This window comes from Streptomyces sp. NPDC050147, assembly GCF_040660195.1.
Taxonomy (GTDB): Bacteria; Actinomycetota; Actinomycetes; order Streptomycetales; family Streptomycetaceae; genus Streptomyces.
In genome coordinates this window covers 1-19,368 of sequence record NZ_JBFALJ010000019.1, presented here as the reverse complement: position 1 = coordinate 19,368, position 19,368 = coordinate 1, and the positions used below count along the sequence as shown (strand labels likewise).

Genomic DNA, 19,368 nt, shown 5'->3' with positions numbered 1-19,368 from the left:
CGACGGCGCCCGTCACCCCCTGAACCCCGGCGAAAGCCCGAGCCGCCCCTCAAGCTGCCCGAGCAACTCTCCCAGCAGTTGGCTGAGTTGAGCCTGCCCGCCCTCATCGATCCCGCCAAGGACAACGGTCTCGTAGGCGAGCTGATCGGGCAGGATCGAGTCGACCAGATCACGGCCCGCGTCCGTCAGGCCGACGTGCGAGACACGGCGGTCCCGCGTGTCGGCACGCCGGTCCACCAGCCCACGCTCCTGGAGCTGCTTCAGGCGCTTGGTGACGGCGGCACCCGAGGAGAAGGTCTCGCGGGCCAGTTCACCGGGGGTCAGTTCGTGACCGGTCCGCCGCAGCGCGCCGAGAAGATCGAACTCGGGGCGGGTCAGCCCGACCCGACGCAACGGCGCGTCCTCAGCCTGCTGCAGGAGGGCCGCGCACCGGTTGATACGCCCGATGACCTCCATCGGACCGGTATCGACATCAGGCCGCACAGCCCGCCACTGCCGCACGACAGCGGCGACGGTGTCACGCGGGGCGCCGCTCGTCGCGGGGGCGCCGCTAGTCGCGGGGGCGGGGCTGGTCGTGTCGTTGGCTTCCGCGTGGGACGCGGGATTCGCCGCCGTGTCCCCTTTGCTGCCGTTCCTCATGTGGTGCCGCCCTCGCCCTTCCCGTCGCGCCCAGCTCTTCACACCCGTACGCGTTCGCCCTGCTCCATGCCACGTACCGTCGCCGCGAGCGTACGGTGTCCGGCCTGCTCGGCGGCCATCACCCGCTCTTCCGGCAGGGCGCGCTGCCACCACTCGCCTGCCGCCGCGTCATGGGCGGTGCGCAGATCGACCAGCGCGGCGGTCAGACCGCGGCGCGCCGGGCGCAGAGTGGCGGGGGTGGGGGACGCCAAGGCCTGCTCGGCGCGGGCGCGGGCCCGGTCCGTGGCGTCGATGGCCAGCTCGATGTGGTCGGCGGCGCGCCGGTTGGTGACGGCGATCGCCGCGACGATGCCGAGCAGCGCGCCGACGAACGTGTCCACGACCCGGTCGAGGATCAGCTCTCCGGGCTGCTGGAACCGGGCGAACTCGGTGACGAGCAGCGCCATCGGCGTGACGCACACACTGCCCAGCCAGTAGTTGCGGCCGATCAGTGCCTCCGCCCCGAAGGCGAGCGCCAGGCAGCAGACGATCAGCGCGGCGTGGTTGAGGTGGGCCAGCGGGGCGATCGCGGCGAAAGCGAGCACTCCGACGAGGTTGCCGACCACGCGCTGCACTCCCCTGTTCCAGGTGAGCGTGACGTTGGCCTGATAGAGGGACGCCGCCGTGACCAGCGCCCAGTAGGGACGACCGACGCCGAGGGCCAGCGACGCGTACCCCGCGAGTGCGCAGCCGACCGCCGTACGCAGCGCGATGGGCAGCAGCGGCGATCCGGGGCCGATACGCCGCCACAGGGAGGCCTTGACCGCCCCGTCCGCTCCGGCCGCCAACTCTGCTTCCACGCCGAGGAGTTCGTCGTCCTCTTCGTTCCTTACGCCGCCGGGGCGCGGCACGGCGCCTGTGCCGCGCAGGCCCGCCGCCCAGGAGCGCAACTGGTCGGGGTCCGCCGTCGATGGCGCCGCCAGCGCCTCCTCGGCGCGGATGACCAGGCGTTCCAGGGCGCGCCGCGCCGCCGTGCGCGCACCGGTGGCGAGCAGTGACTGCCAGGCCGCGTGGACGGCCGCGGCCGCCGCGGGGCGGGCGCGCTCACGGCCGGGACCCGAGGCCTCGGCGTACGCGGCGGCGGCCCGCAGGGCCCGCGCGGTGGCCCGGCGCTCGGGGCCGTGCGGCCGCACCAGGGCGGGGGCCATGCCGACCAGCCAGGCCACGGCGCCCGCGCCGAGCGTCAGGGCGAGGTGGCCCGGGACCTGCCCGATGGTCTGCGGCGCGAACAGCGTGGCGGAGCTGATGAACGTGAAGATGAGGTGTCCGGGCGGGCCGATGCGGGTCGCGTCGCAGAGCGTCTTCTGCGCGGCGGCGAGCAGCGCCCCGACGGCCACGAGCGCCGCCGCCGACGTGGTGAGCGAGGCGGCGACCAGGGCGATGCCGACGCTGGCGAGCATGCCGAGGACGACCCCGGCCAGAGCACGGGCCCGGGCGGCGTAGGGGAGGTTGTGGGTGTAGAGGGCGCAGAACGAGCCGGCCATCGTGTACATGACCAGATCGAGACGGCCGATCGCCAGGAGCGTCAGATTCGGTATCGCGGTGGCGACCGCCACGCTGGACGCGGGCTTGAACCAGATGTCGGACGGTCTGCCCGGACGCAGTACACCGGCGAGCGGAAGTCGACGGACACGGGACGCGCCGGCGGATCTCGACGGGCTGGGCGAAGGGGGCGGTGCACTGCTCATGGATAAAAGATTAGCAAGTGTTTTACTCGAAAACGATTCGGAAGCGGGTCGGGAGCGATCAGGAAGCGATTCGCCTGCCGTGCGCTGCCGGCTCTCACTGTCTGGAGCTGCCCGGTGCGGCGACCCGCGCCGGGGGGCACCGCCCGCTCCCCTCCGCGCTCCCCGCGTACACCCATGCGCTCGCGTACGACTCGCCGCGCGAGGGCATCGACCCGAAGGACACCGTCGATCGGGGAGGTGCGCGGTGCACGGACCGGCGCAGGCCGGCTGGCTGCTCGTCGCGCTGTGCGCGGCGACCGGGTCCTACTGCCTGCTGCGGATGCGCAGCAGGGTCGAGGCGCAGCGACGGACCGCCGGCGGCGAGGCGCTCATGGGGTTCGGGATGGCCCTGATGGCCGTGCCCGCGGCCGTCCTCGCCCCGCCGCGCTGGGCCTGGCTGGGATATGCGGCCGTGTTCGGCGCTGCGGCGCTGCGCGCGCTCTGGGCGGTCCGCGGGAACCGGCACCACCTGCATCACCTGGTCGGCGCGTGCGCGATGGTCTACATGGCGGTGGCCATGGCCGCGACACCGACGGCGCACGCGGGCCACGGCGGCGGTGGCGCCCCGGCGCTCACCGGAGCGCTGCTGCTGTACTTCGCCGGGTACGTGCTGTGGTCGGGCGTCCGCCTGCTGCCCGTCCCGACGCTCGCGGCGACAGAAGGCGGAGGCGGTGGCGGTGGCGGAGGCGCGGTCATGGGGTGGGCCGACCGCACGGAGCTGGCGATGGTGTGCCGCCTGTCCATGGGGATCGCCATGATCGCGATGCTGCTGACTCTGTAGCTTCGCGCCTGCCGACTTCCCTGGAAGACCCTGCGGCCGGGCCGGCCCGGCGCCCGTCGGGCGGGCAAGGAAGCCGCCCCGTAAGGGGTGATATCCCGCGGTCGGCCGTGTCGTGCGTCACTTGAGGCGATAGGCCATACCCTCCGGCAGCGCCGCCCTCATAGTCTTGACACATGTTGCTCCCTGTCGCGCTGTTGCTGCTGGGCGCCCTCACCGCCGTCGTCGCCCCGCGCCTCCTGGCACTCGCCGACTGGCCGGAGCGCGAACCGGTGGTCGCGCTGTGGGCGTGGCAGTGCGTCGTGGCGGGTGTGCTCATGTGCTGCGCCCTGTCGATGACCCTGAGCGCCGCCGCCGCGTGGCAGGCCGTGCGCGGCCATGTCTTCGCCCCCGCACCGCACGACGTGGTCGACGCGTACGCGCTCGGGGCGGGTGGCTCCTGGGCTCCCGCGACCGCCGTGGCGCTGGCCCTGGGCGGCGTGTGGACCGCGGCGATGCTGACCCGGGAGATCGCCCGCGCCCGAGCAAGGCGCCGCAAGGGGCGCACCGAACTCCGCCTGCGCGCACCGCTGTTGCCCGGAGAGGAGCCCGGCGCCGACCGTCTCGTCGTCCTGGAGGGCGAGCGCCCCGACGCCTGGTGGCTGCCGGGGGCCGCTCCCCAACTCGTCGTCACCACAGCCGCGTTGCGCCGCCTGAAGGGCCGACAGCTGGATGCCGTGCTCGCCCATGAGCAGGGGCACGCGCAGGCACGGCACGACTGGCTCCTGCACTGCTCGGGCGCGCTGGCCACGGGGTTCCCGCAGGTGCCGGTCTTCGCCGCGTTCCGGGACGAAATGCACCGGCTCGTCGAACTGGCCGCCGACGACGTGGCCTCGCGGCGCTTCGGGCGTCTTACGATCGCTCTCGCGCTGGTCGAGCTCAACGAAGACCGGGGCGTGTTCGGCCCGTGCCCGACCCCGCAGGCACACGTGCCGCAGCGGGTGCACCGGCTGCTGTCCGCGCGGCCACGGCTCACGGCGGGGCGACGGCTGCGGCTGACGGCAGCCGCGGCGCTCGTGCCGGTCGTCCCGCTCCTGGTGACGTTCGTGCCTGGGCTGCGCGCACTGGGGTAATGGCGTGAGGGCCCGCCTCCGGAGACGGCGGAAGCCGGGACTCGTCCCGCGGGACGACACCCCGGGATGGCCCCCGGCACCGCCCGTCGGCGAGGATCTGTCCATGCACCCTGCCGCCCCCCTCGACTCGCCGCCCCGTCCGCGTAGGCCCCGCGCCCCGCTCGTCGCCGCGTTCCTGTGCGTCCTCTCGCTCCTGCTGATCCTCGTGGTCGAGTTGGAGTGGGGCCCGCTCGGCACCCTCGACGGCGACATCGCGCGCACCACGCACCGCTGGGCCGTCGCGCACGACGGCGTCACGCACGCCAGCCGCATCCTGACCGACTGGGTGTGGGACCCGTGGACGATGCGCGCGCTGATCGCCGTGGTCGTGCTCTGGCTCGCCTTCCGCGGGGAGCGCCGGCCGGCCCTCTGGCTCGCGGTCACCTGCGCGGTGGGCACCGTGGTGCAGCAGGGCCTCAAGGCCGCGGTGGACAAGCCGCGCCCGACGTGGCCGGACCCGGTGGACTCCGCACACTTCGCGGCGTTCCCCTCGGGTCACGCCATGACGGCGACGGTCGTCTGCGGGCTGCTCCTGTGGCTGCTGCGCATGTACGGCGTCGGCGCCGCCGTGTGGCGTACGAGCGTCGCGATCGCCGCGCTCTCCGTCATCGGGGTCGGCGTGACCCGCGTCTGGAACGGCGTGCACTGGCCGTCGGACGTCGTCGGCGGCTGGCTCCTCGGCTCCCTGATGGTGACACTCGCGATCGCCACGTACGCCTCGCGCCCGGCCGCACGCACACCCGGACCCGCCTAGCAGCCCCGTCCCTGCCGGTCGAGCGTCCCCGACACCCGACGCCCGACACCCCACACCGCGATGGCAACCCCACGACCTAGGCCACCGGCCGGGCGGCAGGGGGGCTCGACCTCGGCGTCAAGCGTGTGGGCGACGGAGTCGCGATCCGGCGCTTCGGGCGATCACGCCAACGTGCATTGACTGTTGACGTCCCTCTCAACGGAAGTCCGAGGCGTGGTCCACCGCCCACTCCTGGAAGGAGCGGGCCGGGGCGCCCGTGATGCGCTCCACTTCATCGTTGACAGGCTCCGGATTGTCGAGCATCTCCGCCTGGGCCGGCACCACGGCCTCCACCAGCTCTGCCGGGTAGCCCGCGGCCTTCATCTGCTCGACGGCCTCGTCCAGTGTGACCTCCTCGAACCGCAGTGGCCGCCCGATCGCCTCGCCGATCAGCGCCACCTGCCGTTCGTGGGAGATCAGTTCGGGGCCGGTGATCAGAGGGCGGGCGCCGAGCAGGGCATCGGTCGTCAGCGCCTGAACGGCGACCGCAGCGATGTCCGCCTCGTGGATCAGCGGGCGGGCCAGCTTTGCCAGCGGCGCCCGGACCACACCGGTCGTACGGACCTCCTGCGCCCAGCCCAGCGTGTTGCTCGCGAACCCGGTGGGCTGCAGCGCCGTCCACTCCAGGCCCGATGCCTCGACCAGCCGCTCCAGCTCCGTATGGAACATGGAGATCGCCTCGCCCGGCTCCTCCTCCTCGTCCCCGACCCCGGCGGATGACAGATACACCACCCGTCGGGCGCGCTTCCCGATCGCGTCGATCACGTCCGACGCGCCCTCGGCGCTCAGGAACGGCCACACCAGGAAGACCGAATCGACGCCCTCCAGAGCCGTGTCCAGCGACGCGGGATCACCGAGATCGCCGCGTACCGCCTGCACACCCTCCGGGAAGTCCGCCTCCCCTCTCACCAGGGCCCGCACGGGCACGCCCGCCGCGTGCAGTTGGGTCACCACCGCGCCGCCGACCTTTCCCGTCGCGCCGGTCACCAGAATCCTGGGCTGTGTCATCGGAATCTCCTCGTCTCGCTGTTCGATGACACGACTCTCGTACATCAACCAAGGTTCAGGTCAAGCACCGGCCGGAGTGGCCGTCAGATGCTGTTCGAGCGCCCCCCGGCAACGGCGGCCAACACGCCAAAGGCCTCCGAGCCCTCCAAGGTCTCCAACGCCCGCCCCGCGAAGCAGACTTGACCACCCCTCTGCCGGTCCCGGAGGATCCCTGGCATGAGGATCAAGGGCGCGCTCTTCGATTTCTCCGGGACGCTGTTCCGCGTCGAGTCCACCGCGGCCTGGCTCCGGGCGGTGCTTCGGGAGGCCGGACTGCCGCACCCCGTAGCCGAGTTCGAGCGGCTGGCGGAGGGGCTCGAGCGGGTCGGGGCGCTGCCGGGCGGGGCGCGGCCCGGCCTCGTTCCCGAACGGCTGGCCGCGTTGTGGGCCCAGCGCGACCGCAGCGCCGCCCAACACCGTGCCGCGTTCACCGGCCTCTCGCGCGAGATCCCGCTGCCCGATCCGCTCCTGCACGACGCCTTGTACGACCGACACATGCGACCGGAGGCCTGGTGTCCCTACGCCGACGCGGCCGAGGTGCTCACCGGGCTCCGTGACCGGGGCGTCCGTGTCGCGGTAGTCAGCAACATCGGCTGGGATCCGCGCCCCGTCTTCCGCGCGCACGGCCTCGACCCGTACGTCGACGCGTACACCCTGTCGTACGAGCACGAGATCCAGAAGCCGGACCCACGCCTGTTCGCGCGCGCCTGCGAGGCGCTCGGCGTCGATCCGGCGCACGCGCTGATGGTCGGCGACGACCGGCACGCGGACGCGGGCGCCGCCGAGCTCGGCTGTACCGTCCACTTCGTGGACCATCTGCCCGTGGACCAGCGGCCGGACGGACTGCTCCCCGTCCTCGGGCTCGTCGACCGGGGCTGAGGTGTCAGGCGTCCACTCGCACTCCGCCGCACGGAAGGTGCCGCGGTGGTGGTCAGGGTGCGGTGCGGTTCATGAACGGTAGTTCTCGACCTCGGCCGCGGGACGGACCCGCGCCTCGTCCGGGTTCTCGCCGAACTCCGCCTTCGCGCGCCGCTGGCGCAGCAGGTCCCAGCATCGGTCCAGCTCGCGTTCGAGCTGGTCGAGCCGCGCGCGCTCCGTCGCCTCGTCGATCGCTCCGGATGCCAGGGACTCGCGCAACGTCCGCTCGTCGTCGACCATCGACGCGATCCGGGACAGAATCTGCTCTTGATCCATCTCAGTACGCCTCCTCGGCCCCCCGGCCCACTCTAAGGAGGGTTCGGCCGATCGGCACCTGTGAGCAGGCAACACTCCCCCGCGGTGTTGCCTGCCCCAGGTCGCACCGGACCATGAGGCGACCGCTGAGGGTCTTGGTCCGCGACACACTGAGTATACTGGCTCGCAGCCAGTCAACGCAGGAGTTACAGGATGTCCCCGCGTAGCGCATCGGTCAATGAAGAGTTGCGGAGGCGTTCCAGGGAACGGCTCCTGCAGGCGACGGTCGAGCTGGTCAGCGAGCGCGGGTACGAGGCGACGACGCTCGGCGACATCGCGGACCGCGCGGGCTCGGCCCGCGGCCTGGTGTCGTACTACTTCCCCGGCAAGCGCCAGCTCCTGCAGTCCGCGGTGCACCGCCTGATGCACCGCACGCTCCAGGACGCCCTCGAACGGGAGCCACGGTCGGCGGACGGTGACGAGCTCCTGGCCCGCGCCATCGACGCGATCCTGGGCCTGGCCCGTGACCAGCCGCTCCTCATGCGCACGCACATGGCGGGGATCCTCCAGGCGGACGGATTCGTGCGCTGCCCGGAGCAGCAGCACCTCGCCGAACTGCTCCGCGACACCGTCGTACGCCATGGGTCGCCCGACGTGGACACCGACTATCCGCTGCTGCGGGCGCTGCTGATGGGTGCGGTCTTCGCGGTGCTGCTCCCGGGGGCGCCGATGCCGCCGTCCGCGCTACGGGCCGAGCTCTTCCAGCGGTACGGGCTCGCCTGGAAGCTCGGTGTCCCGCCGGGCGACGAGCCGCCCGGCGGGACACATGCGCGCGTCACCGATCAGGCCGCGCAGGAGACGCGGTCCACTCAGCGGTCCGCGCGACAGTCCGCTCAGTCGAAGTAGTCCGGCTGAGTCTGGACGTTGAGCTCACTGACGCGGACCCGCTCCGCGGGGTCCGTCCGCTTGTCGTCGATCTTCAGGACGTCGAAGCCCTTGGCGATGTCGTTCGAGTAGACATAGCCGTTGTAGTAGTACGCCGACCAGGAGCCGGCGGTCTGGATCACGTCCGTGCTGAGCGGACCGCGCTCGAAGTAGCCGATCTCCTTCGGCTTCGAGGAGTTCGTGAAGTCCCAGACCGAGACGCCGCCCTGGTACCAGGCCTGGACCATCAGGTCCTTGCCCTTGACCGGGATCAGCGAGCCGTTGTGGGCCACGCAGTTCTCGGTCGCGGCCTGGTGGCGCGGGATCTTGTAGTAGCTCTTGAAGACGAGCTTGCGGTGGTCGCCCTTGCCCTTGATGTCATAGATGCCGTTGGCGCCGCGCTCCGGGCCGGTCGCCTCGTCGCAGGTGGCACCGCTGCCGCCGCCCAGCTCATCGGTGAAGACGACCTTGTTCGCCTTCTGGTTGAAGGTCGCCGAGTGCCAGAACGCGAAGTTCTTGTTGTCCTGGACCTGGTCGATGACCTTGGGCTTCTCGGGGTTCTTGATGGAGAAGATGATGCCGTCGCCCATGCAGGCGCCCGCCGCGAGGTCCTTGGAGGGCAGCACGGTGATGTCGTGGCAGCCGGTGGTCTTGGAGACGCCCGGGTTGGTGGGACCGCCCGGGTTGCCGCCGCCGTCGGGGCCCTCACCAGGGAAGAGCACGGGGAAGTCGACGACCGCCGCCTTCTGCGGGGCCTTGCGGGGCACCTTGATGATGGAGATGCCGTCGTGCGGCGGCTTGCAGTCCGGGAACGTCGCGCTCGGGGAGTACGAGGAGACGTACACGTAGACGTTCCTCTTCTCCGGCACCAGGGTGTGCGTGTGCGAGCCGCAGGCGGTCTCGACGGCGGAGACGTACTTCGGGTTGGCCTTGTCGCTGATGTCGAAGACCTTCATGCCCTCCCACGAGGACTTCTCCGTCGCGGGCTGCGTGGTGCTGCTGCAGGAGTCGTCGCTGCGGGAGGAGTCGGTGGAGAGGAAGAGCAGGTTCCCGGAGACGGAGATGTCGTTCTGCGAACCGGGACACAGGACCTGGGAGACGGTCCGCGGCTTCTTCGGGTTGCTGATGTCGAAGATGCGGAAACCGTCGTAATTGCCGGCGAAGGCGTACTTTCCCTGGAATGCGAGGTCGGAGTTGGTACCCGGCAGCGCGTCCTTGGGGATGTTGGCGAGATGCTTGATGTTGGCCGAGTGCACGATCTCGTCGGGCGCGGGTATCTCGCCGCTCTTGACGGCTGCCCTCGCCTCGGCGGCGTCACTCTTCGACACGCTCTTCGGCGCGGCGGGCGAGTCGCCCGGATCGGGCGTCGCTCCGGCGGGCGCCGCGCTGAACAGCGCGGCGATCAGACCGAGCGCGGCCGCGCCGACGCCGAAGCGTCTGCGCCGTGTTCGGGGGTTGTTCAACAGGGTCACTGCGTCCTCCCTAGTAGCCGTTCGTAGTTGAACGGTTCACGGACACCCCGCAGTATCGTGCTCATCATGCTCAGATCAACAGATGGCAACGCATCTGTAATGAAAGATTTTGATCTCCACCGCACGTAAGCGTGTTAGGACGGTCCTCAACTCCCCCGCGTGCCACAGGAGGCAGCCGTGCACCACCGTCGTACGCCCGCCGTCGCCATGTTCCTCACGGCAGCCGTTCTCGCGCTCGGCGCCTGTGATTCGGGAGGTTCCGACTCCGGTTCAACACCGGAGAAGAAGGCAGCGCCCGGCCCCTCCGTCATCGCACCCGGCAAGCCGGGTGAGACGGCCGCGACGATGTCCGCCGAGGACGCGGCGAAGAAGAGAACCGACGACGACAGCCCCAACTCGGCGGACTTCACCTACACCCAGATGATGATCACGCACCACGGCCAGGCGCTGAAGATGACCGAACTCGCCCCGAAACGTGCCAAATCCACGAATGTCAAGCGTCTCGCCGACCGCATCTCGGCCGCGCAGCGACCCGAGATCGGCGCCATGAAGGGCTGGTTGAAGAGTCACGGCGGAGCGAAGAAGCACGCAGGCCACGACCACGGGACGATGCCGGGCATGGCCACCGAGGGGCAGCTGAAGCAGTTGCGCGCGGCGAAGGGCAAAGCGTTCGACGAGCTCTTCCTGAAGCTGATGATCACCCACCACAACGGCGCCGTCACGATGGCCACGGATGTGCTCTCCGACGGGAACAACATCCAGGTCGAGGAGATGGCCAACGACGTGATCGCACAGCAGACGACGGAGATCACCAGGATGCGCGAGATGTGAGGCGTGGGGCGTTCGCCGCGCCGCGTCAGATGTGGCTGCGGGCGGCGGCGTCCCGCTCGTCACGCGGCTCGTGGTCGCGTCGCGGCAGCAGCAACGGAGTGGCGAGGATGAGCACCCCGGCGATCCCGACCGCGGTACGCGGCCCCGTGACGCCGGCCAGCAGGCCCCACAGGCCGGTCATGGCCGCGATGGAGAGCTTGCTGGTCACCGACCACGCGGACAGGGTGCGGGCGACGCGGTCCGCCGGGGTGTGGTCGAGCCGGTAGGTGGCGAACACCGGGTTGAACACACCCGAGCACATGATCAGGCCGAACTCGACGACGATGACGAGCACGAGTCCCGCGACGCCGGGTCCGATGAAGGCGAGGCCGATGAGCCAGCACGCCCGCAGCGTCCCCGCGGTGAGCAGGACCCGGTGCCGCCCGAACCGCTCGACGAGCCGCCCCGCCATCCGCGAGCCGATCAGGCCGCCGACGCAGGGCGCGGCGAAGGCCAGGCCGTACTGCCAGGGCGCGAAGCCGAGTTCGCCGACCATCAGGACGATCAGCAGGGGCGATGTCGCCATGATCAGGCCGTTGTTCAGCACCGTGTTGAAGAAGAGCGGGCGCAGCACGGGGCCCGCCAGGATGTAGCGCCACCCGTCCAGCAGGTCGCCCGCCCGGAAGCGTGCCGGCCGCCCGGTGCGCACGGGGTGCGGTTCCTTGCCGCCGATCGCGCGGACCCCGAGGGCGGAGAGCAGATAGCTGACCGCGTCGGCCACCACCGTCATCACCGGGCCGAAGAGCCCGATCGCGACCCCGCCGAGGGGCGGCCCGAGCATCAGGGCGGTCCAACTCGTGGACTCCAGGCGGCCGTTCGCGACGAGCAGGTGTTCCGGTCGTACGAGCGCCTTGAGGCACGCGCCGCTCGCCGCGCCGAAGGCGATGTCGGCCGCGCCGACGACGACCGCCACGAGCAGGAGCTGGCCGAAGCCGAGCAGACCGAGCGCGTACGCGGCGGGGACGCTGAGCAGCGCCGCGCACCGGACCAGGTCCATGGCGATCATCACCGCCCGCTTGCGGCGGAACTCCACCCATGGCCCCAGCGGCACCGCCACCACCGCGCCCACCGCGAAGCCCGCCGCCGCGAGGACCGACACCTCGGTCGGGCCTGCGTCCAGGGCCAGGATCGCGATCAGGGGGAAGGCGTCGAAAGCGAGCCGTGTACCGAACGTGCTGACCGTGTAGGCCGCCCACAGCCATCCGAACTGCCTCCCGAGGGCCGACCGCCTGGCCTCCATGCCCGGTGCCACCCCTCGCCACGCGCTCGAACGCATCCACTTCGACCCGCAGCATCCAATACGGCGACAGGCACACCGGTCAAACGACCGCCGAAGGCCCCTCAGCGGCGGTTGTGGCGCGGTGGCAGGGCGCCCGCGTCCCTGGCGGCCCCGATGAGCTTGAGGGACCCGCGGCGGCTGCGCCCGGTCGCCCGCATCACCGCGAGGACGGGATCGCGCCCCTCGGCCTGCGCGGCTCGGTACTCCTGAGCCACCATGAGCCGCCCCTCGCGTCCGCGCGGCCAGGCGGGGCGGGCGCGTCGTACGCCGTGTGGGTCCTGGGGGATGTCGTCGCCCGGCTGCCGCGGCTGGGCGTGCAGCCCCTCCAGGGTGATCCGCCCTTCCGACACCACGGCCCGTGCGTCGACGGTGGCTCCGTCACCGAAGGTCAGCCGCACATGAAACGAGGGCGAGCCAACAGCATTCGGTCGATAGTGATCAGAATCGCCAAGAAAGGGGCTCTCAGGCACATTCAAAAGGTAGCCGGGCGATCGCATTAGGTCACGAACGGCACGCGGGGCCGCGCGGCGACCACACCGGAAGCCGGGCGCCCGGACCGGTGCCCGGGTCAACGCGCCCCTCACGGCGTCTCCCCCTTCCCGCACGGGGGTGCGATGCTGGATCCACCCCCCGAGGCCGCCTCGCGGAAGGAGCACCGCCGTGCTGCAGGTCGCCGTCGTCGGATCGGGCCCGAGCGGGGTCTACACCGCGCAGTCCCTCATTCAGCAGGACCTCGTGCCGGGAGTACGCGTCGACGTCATCGACCGGCTCCCCTGCCCGTACGGCCTCGTCCGTTACGGTGTCGCGCCCGACCACGAGAAGATCAAGTCCCTCCAGAACAACCTGCGCACGGTCCTGGAACACGACCGCGTCCGCTTCCTCGGAGGCATCGAGATCGGCCCCGCCGGCTTCCCCACCGCGCGCCTGCTCGACCTGTACCACGCGGTGGTCTACTGCGTGGGCGCGGCGGCGGACCGCAAGCTGGGCGTGCCGGGCGAGGACCTGCCCGGGAGCCACTCGGCCACGGAGTTCGTGTCCTGGTACAGCGCGCACCCGGACGCGACGGCCGACGGTTTCATCGCAGGCGTGGAGTCCGCCGTGGTCATCGGCGTCGGGAACGTCGCGGTGGACGTCGCCCGGATGCTGGCGCGCGGCGCGGCCGAGCTGCGGCCCACCGACATGCCGCAGGCGGCGCTCGGCGTCCTGGCCGGGAGCCGGGTGCGCGAGGTCCACATGGTGGGGCGGCGCGGCCCGTCGCAGGCACGCTTCACCACCAAGGAGCTGCGCGAACTCGGCTCGCTCCCGGACACCGAAGTGATCGTGGACCCCGCGGAGCTGGCGCTCGATCCCGCGTACGCCGACCCCTCCGGCCTGCCCGCGGTGGGCCGCCGCAACGTCGAGGTGATGCGCGGCTGGGCCGAGCGCCCGGTGCGGCACCTGCCGCGCAGCATCCGGCTGCGCTTCTTCCTGCGTCCGGTGGCCGTGACGGAGGCGGCGGGGCGCGTCGGCGGGGTGCGGTTCGAGCGGACGCTGCCGGACGGCCGCGGTGGGGTGACGGGGTCCGGGCAGTACGAGGACATCGCGGGGCAGCTCGTCCTGCGCTCGGTCGGCTATCGCGGGGTGCCCATCGACGGGCTGCCGTTCGACCCCGGACTCGGCACGGTGCCGCATGCGGCGGGGCGAGTGCTGCGGGACGGCGCCGCGTCACCCGGCGAGTATGTGGCGGGCTGGATCAAGCGGGGGCCGACGGGCGTGATCGGGACCAACCGCCCGTGCGCCAAGGAGACGGTGCTGTCTCTCCTGGAGGACGCGTCCGCCCTGGTACGCAAAGGGGTGCCCGAGGATCCGCTGCGGGCTCTCCGCGACGCCGGTCTGCACCCCGTCGAGTGGCAGGGCTGGCTCGGGATCGAGCGCGCGGAGGCGGCGCTGGGCGCGGGACTTGGCCGTGGGCCTGTGAAGATCCCGGACTGGCCGGGGCTGCTGGGCGCTGCGCGCGGCGGTGAGCGGTGAGGCTGAGCCGTGGGCTGTGCGGGACTGTAACCGCGGGCCGGTGGGGGCTGGTCGCGCCGTTCCCCGCGCCCCCTACGGGGCTGTCGTCCGCGGGCCGATGGGGCTGAGCGCGCCGTTCCCCGCGCCCCCTACGGGGCGCTCGTGCGCTCTGCCTGTGCCGTTGCCGCTGTGAGGACGGCTTCAAGGAGCCCCGGGAACATCGCGTCCAGATCCTCGCGGCGCAGGCCGTTCAGCTTGGCCGTGCCGCGGTAGATCTGCTGGATCACGCCGCTCTCGCGCAGCACCCTGAAGTGGTGGGTGCTCGTGGACTTCGTGACGGGCAGCTCGATCTGCGAGCACGAGAGCCCGTCGAGGCCTGGCTCGCATCCGGCGAGCTGCCGCACGACCCGCAGGCGCATCGGGTCCGACAGCGCGTGGAGCACACCCTCGAGACGGATCTCCGCGCGCTTCGGGTGGTCGAGCTCACGGCTGCTGATGGGTGCGGCGGTCGTCATGACGGCTCCACTTCGTCCGGGCTTCACGTTTCTCGAAGGCCTCCATAGTACGAGAGTCATCGTAGTTTGACATCTGCCGTACTACGAGGTCTATCGTACGAGACGTACCGAAGTCCGTGACGAATGGAGTCCGCCGTGAGCGCGCTGTTCGAGCCCTACACCCTGCGATCGCTGACCGTCCCCAACCGTGTGTGGATGGCGCCGATGTGCCAGTACTCGGCCGAGGTGTTCGGGCCGAACGCGGGTGTGGCCAATGACTGGCACTTCGCCCACTACGGGGCCCGCGCCACCGGTGGCACCGGCCTGATCCTCGTCGAGGCGACCGCCGTGAGCCCCGAGGGCCGCATCAGCCCCGCGGACCTCGGCATATGGAACGACACGCAGGTCGAGGCGCTCCGCCGCATCACCGGTTTCCTGAAGACCCACGGCACCACTCCGGGCATCCAGCTCGCCCACGCGGGCCGCAAGGCGTCCACCGACCGCCCCTGGAAGGGCGGCGGACCCGTCGGCCAGGAGGAGCACGGGTGGCAGCCGGTGGCGCCCAGCGCGCTCCCCTTCGACGAGGGCCACCACCTGCCGCACGAACTCACCACGGAGGAAATCCGCGACGTCGTCGGCCAGTTCGCCGACGCGGCCCGGCGCGCGCTGGACGCCGGCTTCCAGGTGGTCGAGATCCACGGCGCCCACGGCTACCTCATCGGCGAGTTCCTCTCGCCGTTCAGCAATCACCGCGACGACGAGTACGGCGGCTCCTTCGAGAACCGCTCCCGGTTCGCCCTGGAGGTCGTCGACGCCGTCCGCGCCGTGTGGCCCGAGGAACTGCCCCTCTTCTTCCGGATCTCCGCGACCGACTGGCTGACGGAGAACCCCGAGGACGAACGGGAGGGCTGGACGGCCGACGACACGGTCCGGTTCGCGCAGGAACTGCACGCCCACGGCGTGGACCTCCTGGACGTCTCCACCGGAGGCAACGCCCCCAGGGCGCGCATCCAGGCAGGCCCCGGCTACCAGGTCCCGTTCGCGGCGCGCGTGAAGGCGGAGACCCCGCTGCCCGTGGCGGCCGTCGGCCTGATCACCGACCCCGAGCAGGCCGAGAAGATCCTCGCCAACGGCGAGGCGGACGCCGTACTCCTGGGCCGCGAACTCCTGCGCAACCCCTCCTGGGCCCGCCACGCGGCGCGCGACCTGGGCGGCGACGTCGCCACGCCCCAGCAGTACCACCGCATGGTCTGAGCCCTCGCCTCGCGGGGCTGCGCACGGCCGCCGCGGCCTTGGCCGAGGGCGGGGACTGGGGTCATCCCTAGGTAACACCCCGAAGCGGCGGCCGGGGCGGGGTTCGTACCGTGGCACTGTCGCGATGTGTCACGGTTCGGGGCCTGTACCGGCCCTCGGGAGGGCTTTGTGCGCTACGTCATCGAGGTGTTCCGCTCCCCTGGGGGCGTGCACGGCCATGTGGTGGACGAGGGTTGCGGGGAGGGGGGCACGGGCTGCCGCACGCAGTTCCACGGCTGGCTCGAACTGCTCTCGCTGCTCGAACCGCCCCCCGACGCCGCGTCGACGGAGTCCGGGGAGCACGCCACTGCGCCGGGGGACGACTCCTGTGACGCCTGATACCGGTTCGCGGGAACCGGCTCCTCGGGAGTGGCGAATCAGCTTGTCCCCAGAGCGGTTCCGGCATCATCGTGGACGTTCGGGGCCATGCGCCCGGCACGGGTCGCCGTCACAGTCCTGGCGTCCGTACCGGGTGCCGACATGTGGGGGCGGTGATGACGACCGGCGGCATACTGCACGGCCATGTCCACGCACCGGCGCCCCATGAGGCGTTCTCCGGCCGAACGCGCGAACTCGCCGCGCTCCAGGAGGAGTTCCGCCAGGCACGTGAGGGCGTGCCGCGCCTCGTCCTGATCGACGGGCCGGGCGGCATCGGCAAGTCGGCGCTGGTGCGCAGGTTTCTGGACACGGCGGGCGACGCCTGCGTGCTCCAGGCCAGCGGCGAGGAGAACGAGAGCGCGCTGCCCTGCGGGGTGCTCGCCCAGTTCGTCGGACAGAGCCCGATCCCGCTGCCGGACTCCCTGGGTTCGCTGGTCCGCACGCCTCGCTCGGCGCCCGGAACCCTGCCGCCGCTCGCGGCGGGGTTCGGACTGCTCGACCTGCTGAGCGAGCTGCAGGACAAGGGGCCTGTCATCCTGGTGCTCGACGACGCCCACTGGGCCGACTCGGCTTCGCTGAACGCGCTCACGTTCGCGCTGCGGCGGCTGCGCGTCGACAAGGTCCTCGCCATCGTGACGGCGCGGGACCCGCAGGCGCCCCAGCTTCCGGACGGCATCCGCAGGTTGCTGGCCGATGTCCGCACCCGGCGTATCCCGCTGCACGGTCTCAGTCCGGACGAACTGGGCTCCCTCAGCGCACAGATGGGCAGCCACCGGTTGCCGCACTCCGCGTCCGTACGCCTGCGGGACCACACGCACGGCAATCCGCTGCACGCCCGCGCGCTCTTGGACCAGGTGCCCGCGCGCGTCCTGCGGGACGTCACCACACCGCTGCCCGCCCCGCGTTCGTACGCCATGCTGGTGCTCGCCAACCTCGCGGAATGCGGGTCACAGGCGCTGCGGCTCGTCCAGGCGGTCAGCGTGCTCGGGCTCTCCTGCCCGCTGAGCACGGCCGCCTCGCTCGCCCGTGTCACCGCGCCCCTGCCTGCTCTCGAACGGGCCGTCAAGGCAGGCCTGTTGAAGGAGACGCAGCCGGGCGCCGCCCCGGAGATCGCCTTCCCGCACCCCCTCGTCCATGCGGCGGTCTACCAGGACATCGGCCCCGCCCACCGCGCCGACCTGCACACGCGGGCCGCCGCCCTGGTCGCCGACGACTACGCGAGCCTGCGCCACCGCGTGCTCGCCGCCACGGGCCCGGACGAGCAGTTGGCCGCCGCCCTCGCCGCCTGCGCGCGACGCGAGGCGGCCACCGGCCAGTGGGCCGTGGCCGGCACCCACCTGCGGCACGCCTCGCGGGTGGCGACCACCGGTCAGGAGCGCGACCGGCTCGCCGTCGAGGCGGTGGAGGCTCTGCTGCTCGACGGCCGGGTGCACGAGTCGGCCGAGCTCGCGGCGGGACTGCCGCCCGGCGCGGACCCGGCGTTGCGCGGCTACGTACGCGGCTATGTGGCGCGGGTCCAAGGCCGCATGGAGCAGGCCCAGACCCTGCTCGTCGACGCCTGGAACCAGTGCGACCACGACAGCGATCCCTCGCTGGCGGCGCGGGCGGCGGAGCAGCTGAGCTACGCCGCCGTGATGCGCGGGCGCTCCTCCGACGCCGCGCAGTGGGCGGAGCGTGCCCAGCGGCTCTCCACCCTCCAGGGGCCGAGCCGGATGCTGCGCTTCAACCATCTCCTCGCGCTCGGCCTCAGCGGGTCCGCGAAGAAGGCCATCGAGCTCGTCGGTGACCTTCCCGATCCGCTGCTCGTACCGCCCTCCAGCATCGACCTGCTGTTGGCGCGGGGGCAGTTGCGGCTCTGGTCGGACGACCTGCTGGGGGCGCGGTCCGACTTGCTGGGTGCCGTCGCCAACTGCCGCAGGGGGACGGTGCCGTTACGGCTGCTCTCCGCATCGGCGCTCGCGCAGACCCTGCACCGGCTCGGCGACTGGGACGAGGCGCTGATCCACGCCGAGGCGTCCGCCTCGATCGCCGACGACAGCGAGCAGTCGTGGCTGAAGCCCGTCACGCACGCCATCGCGAGCTGGATCCTCTCGGCACGCGGCACATGGGACCGCGCGTCCGCGCACCTACGGCTCGCGCTCGACGCGCCGGGCTGCGACGAGAGCGCCCTCGCCTACGCGTATGCGGCGTCCGCACACGGGGCCTTCGCCGAGGCGCGCGCGGAGCCGGAGCGGGTCGTCGACGCACTGCGGCCGCTCCTGGACTTCGCCTCGCACGACGGGGTGAACGAACCGGGCGTGGTGTCCTGGCGTGAACTCCTGGTCGACGCGCTGATCCAGCTCGGCGACCTCGACGAGGCCCAGGCGGTGCTCGTGCCCTACGAGGAGCGGGCGCAGGCGCGCGGGCAGCACGCGGCACTGTCCGCCGCGGCACGGGTGCGCGGCAATCTGCACGCGGCGCGCCGGGAAACCGACCGCGCCCAGGCGTCGTTCCTGCGCGCGCACGACCAGGCGGCGCAGATCCCCTCCCCGTTCGGCCGCGCCCGCGTCCAGCTCGACCACGGGGCGTTCCTGCGCCGGATCGGCCGCCGCTCGGTTGCCGTGACCCAGCTCCAGGCGGCGTACACGACGATGAACGATCTGGATGCCAGGCCCTATCTGGCGCGGTGCGAAAGGGAGTTGGACGCCTGCGGGCGTGCCGCGCCCCCGCGGCCCGCGCACGACCCGGCGGAAGTCGACTCCGCCGCCGAAGGGCTCACCCCGCAGGAGCTGGCCGTCGCGCGTCTCGCGTCGCAGGGGTTCACCAACCGGCAGATCGCCACCGCGCTGGCACTGAGCGTCAAGACCATCGAATACCACCTGGGCCACACCTATACGAAGCTCGGCATCACCTCGCGCATCGGACTGGTGCACCACTTCGCCCCCCAGGACCGGCGCACGTCGTCCTAGGCCCGGGTGGGCCCGGGCCCTCCCGGGGCCCGAGCCCGTCCACACCGGGGATATCCCTGGGCGGTCCCCTGAGGCACCCCTGCCGCCGACCGGCGTAGTTTCTTGGCTGGTGAGGGGATGGGACGCACCGCTGGGGGGGTCGCAGATGTCAGGGACCGCGGCGGGGTTTCCACGGATACGGGTGACGCGCCATCACGTCACCGCCGGCCTGCCCGTCCGTGTGCGCTCGGGGGTGCACGGGCCGCGGGCCGGCCTCCCACCCCTGCCGGCCGTTTCGGGGGACCGCGCCGTCCTGCACACGGCCCTGCGCGCTCCGCGGGACGCGGTGATCGAGGTCGACGGCGAGAACGTGGTGCCGGCCGTGCACGCCGTGC

General features: G+C 72.0%; 18 protein-coding genes and 1 pseudogene. 11 read left to right on the top strand and 8 right to left on the bottom strand.

The genetic code is table 11. The annotated features are described in order from the left end of the window. Nucleotides 1-12 precede the first annotated feature (12 nt). The gene (locus AB0I94_RS26540) at nucleotides 13-639 is read right to left on the bottom strand and encodes a MarR family transcriptional regulator (protein ID WP_363312169.1); all 627 of its coding nucleotides are present in this window, start codon (nucleotides 637-639) and stop codon (nucleotides 13-15) included. 38 nt (nucleotides 640-677) lie between these two features. Then, complete coding sequence (locus tag AB0I94_RS26535) at nucleotides 678-2,366, bottom strand: FUSC family protein (protein ID WP_363312168.1); 1,689 nt, start codon at nucleotides 2,364-2,366, stop codon at nucleotides 678-680. 244 nt (nucleotides 2,367-2,610) lie between these two features. Here AB0I94_RS26535 and AB0I94_RS26530 point away from each other — a divergent pair, with 244 nt between their 5' ends. From AB0I94_RS26530 to AB0I94_RS26520, 3 genes are all read left to right on the top strand, one after another. Next, nucleotides 2,611-3,186, top strand: coding sequence for a DUF5134 domain-containing protein (locus AB0I94_RS26530; protein WP_363312167.1), 576 nt, complete (start codon nucleotides 2,611-2,613; stop codon nucleotides 3,184-3,186). A gap of 173 nt (nucleotides 3,187-3,359) precedes the next feature. Further along, nucleotides 3,360-4,295: a M56 family metallopeptidase gene (locus AB0I94_RS26525; RefSeq protein WP_363312166.1), complete on the top strand. Its 936-nt coding sequence runs from the start codon at nucleotides 3,360-3,362 to the stop codon at nucleotides 4,293-4,295. Between the two features lie 103 nt (nucleotides 4,296-4,398). Continuing rightward, a complete protein-coding gene (locus AB0I94_RS26520) occupies nucleotides 4,399-5,088 on the top strand; it encodes a phosphatase PAP2 family protein (RefSeq protein WP_363312165.1) in 690 nt (229 codons plus the stop codon). A gap of 195 nt (nucleotides 5,089-5,283) precedes the next feature. On the opposite strand, the gene AB0I94_RS26515 is transcribed toward AB0I94_RS26520, so the two are convergent. Next, nucleotides 5,284-6,135: an NAD(P)H-binding protein gene (locus tag AB0I94_RS26515; protein WP_363312164.1), complete on the bottom strand. Its 852-nt coding sequence runs from the start codon at nucleotides 6,133-6,135 to the stop codon at nucleotides 5,284-5,286. Between the two features lie 216 nt (nucleotides 6,136-6,351). Here AB0I94_RS26515 and AB0I94_RS26510 point away from each other — a divergent pair, with 216 nt between their 5' ends. Beyond that, nucleotides 6,352-7,053 carry an HAD-IA family hydrolase gene (locus AB0I94_RS26510; RefSeq protein ID WP_363312163.1) on the top strand — a complete coding sequence of 234 codons (702 nt, stop codon included), beginning with the start codon at nucleotides 6,352-6,354 and terminating at the stop codon, nucleotides 7,051-7,053. 69 nt (nucleotides 7,054-7,122) lie between these two features. Here AB0I94_RS26510 and AB0I94_RS26505 read toward each other — a convergent pair whose 3' ends face one another. Then, entirely contained in the window at nucleotides 7,123-7,368 is a 246-nt protein-coding gene (locus AB0I94_RS26505) for a DUF2630 family protein (protein ID WP_363312162.1), read from the bottom strand. A 192-nt stretch (nucleotides 7,369-7,560) separates the two neighbouring features. Here AB0I94_RS26505 and AB0I94_RS26500 point away from each other — a divergent pair, with 192 nt between their 5' ends. Further along, a complete protein-coding gene (locus AB0I94_RS26500) occupies nucleotides 7,561-8,253 on the top strand; it encodes a helix-turn-helix domain-containing protein (protein ID WP_363312161.1) in 693 nt (230 codons plus the stop codon). Here AB0I94_RS26500 and AB0I94_RS26495 read toward each other — a convergent pair. Beyond that, nucleotides 8,241-9,743, bottom strand: coding sequence for a hypothetical protein (locus tag AB0I94_RS26495; protein WP_363312160.1), 1,503 nt, complete (start codon nucleotides 9,741-9,743; stop codon nucleotides 8,241-8,243). The genes AB0I94_RS26500 and AB0I94_RS26495 overlap by 13 nt on opposite strands. Before the next feature lie 207 nt (nucleotides 9,744-9,950). Here AB0I94_RS26495 and AB0I94_RS26490 point away from each other — a divergent pair, with 207 nt between their 5' ends. Beyond that, a complete protein-coding gene (locus AB0I94_RS26490) occupies nucleotides 9,951-10,574 on the top strand; it encodes a DUF305 domain-containing protein (RefSeq protein WP_363312310.1) in 624 nt (207 codons plus the stop codon). Nucleotides 10,575-10,599: 25 nt separating this feature from the next. Here the strand turns inward: AB0I94_RS26490 and AB0I94_RS26485 are convergent, their stop codons facing one another. Both AB0I94_RS26485 and AB0I94_RS26480 read right to left on the bottom strand, forming a co-directional pair. Continuing rightward, the gene (locus tag AB0I94_RS26485; RefSeq protein WP_363312159.1) at nucleotides 10,600-11,853 is read right to left on the bottom strand and encodes an MFS transporter; all 1,254 of its coding nucleotides are present in this window, start codon (nucleotides 11,851-11,853) and stop codon (nucleotides 10,600-10,602) included. A 101-nt stretch (nucleotides 11,854-11,954) separates the two neighbouring features. Then, the gene (locus AB0I94_RS26480; protein WP_363312158.1) at nucleotides 11,955-12,362 is read right to left on the bottom strand and encodes a DUF6214 family protein; all 408 of its coding nucleotides are present in this window, start codon (nucleotides 12,360-12,362) and stop codon (nucleotides 11,955-11,957) included. A gap of 190 nt (nucleotides 12,363-12,552) precedes the next feature. Between AB0I94_RS26480 and AB0I94_RS26475 the strand changes: the two genes are divergently transcribed. Further along, nucleotides 12,553-13,902 (top strand): FAD-dependent oxidoreductase, encoded by a 1,350-nt coding sequence (locus tag AB0I94_RS26475; protein WP_363312157.1) that lies wholly within the window; start codon nucleotides 12,553-12,555, stop codon nucleotides 13,900-13,902. A 128-nt stretch (nucleotides 13,903-14,030) separates the two neighbouring features. Here the strand turns inward: AB0I94_RS26475 and AB0I94_RS26470 are convergent, their stop codons facing one another. After that, nucleotides 14,031-14,396: a helix-turn-helix domain-containing protein gene (locus AB0I94_RS26470; RefSeq protein ID WP_363312156.1), complete on the bottom strand. Its 366-nt coding sequence runs from the start codon at nucleotides 14,394-14,396 to the stop codon at nucleotides 14,031-14,033. A 135-nt stretch (nucleotides 14,397-14,531) separates the two neighbouring features. Here AB0I94_RS26470 and AB0I94_RS26465 point away from each other — a divergent pair, with 135 nt between their 5' ends. From AB0I94_RS26465 to AB0I94_RS26450, 4 genes and pseudogenes are all read left to right on the top strand, one after another. After that, entirely contained in the window at nucleotides 14,532-15,629 is a 1,098-nt protein-coding gene (locus AB0I94_RS26465; protein ID WP_363312155.1) for an NADH:flavin oxidoreductase/NADH oxidase, read from the top strand. 168 nt (nucleotides 15,630-15,797) lie between these two features. Next, nucleotides 15,798-16,007 (top strand): hypothetical protein, encoded by a 210-nt coding sequence (locus AB0I94_RS26460; RefSeq protein ID WP_363312154.1) that lies wholly within the window; start codon nucleotides 15,798-15,800, stop codon nucleotides 16,005-16,007. A 155-nt stretch (nucleotides 16,008-16,162) separates the two neighbouring features. Next, the gene (locus AB0I94_RS26455) at nucleotides 16,163-18,994 is read left to right on the top strand and encodes an AAA family ATPase (protein WP_363312153.1); all 2,832 of its coding nucleotides are present in this window, start codon (nucleotides 16,163-16,165) and stop codon (nucleotides 18,992-18,994) included. A gap of 271 nt (nucleotides 18,995-19,265) precedes the next feature. Beyond that, nucleotides 19,266-19,368: pseudogene (locus tag AB0I94_RS26450) on the top strand (hypothetical protein); the annotation flags it as partial.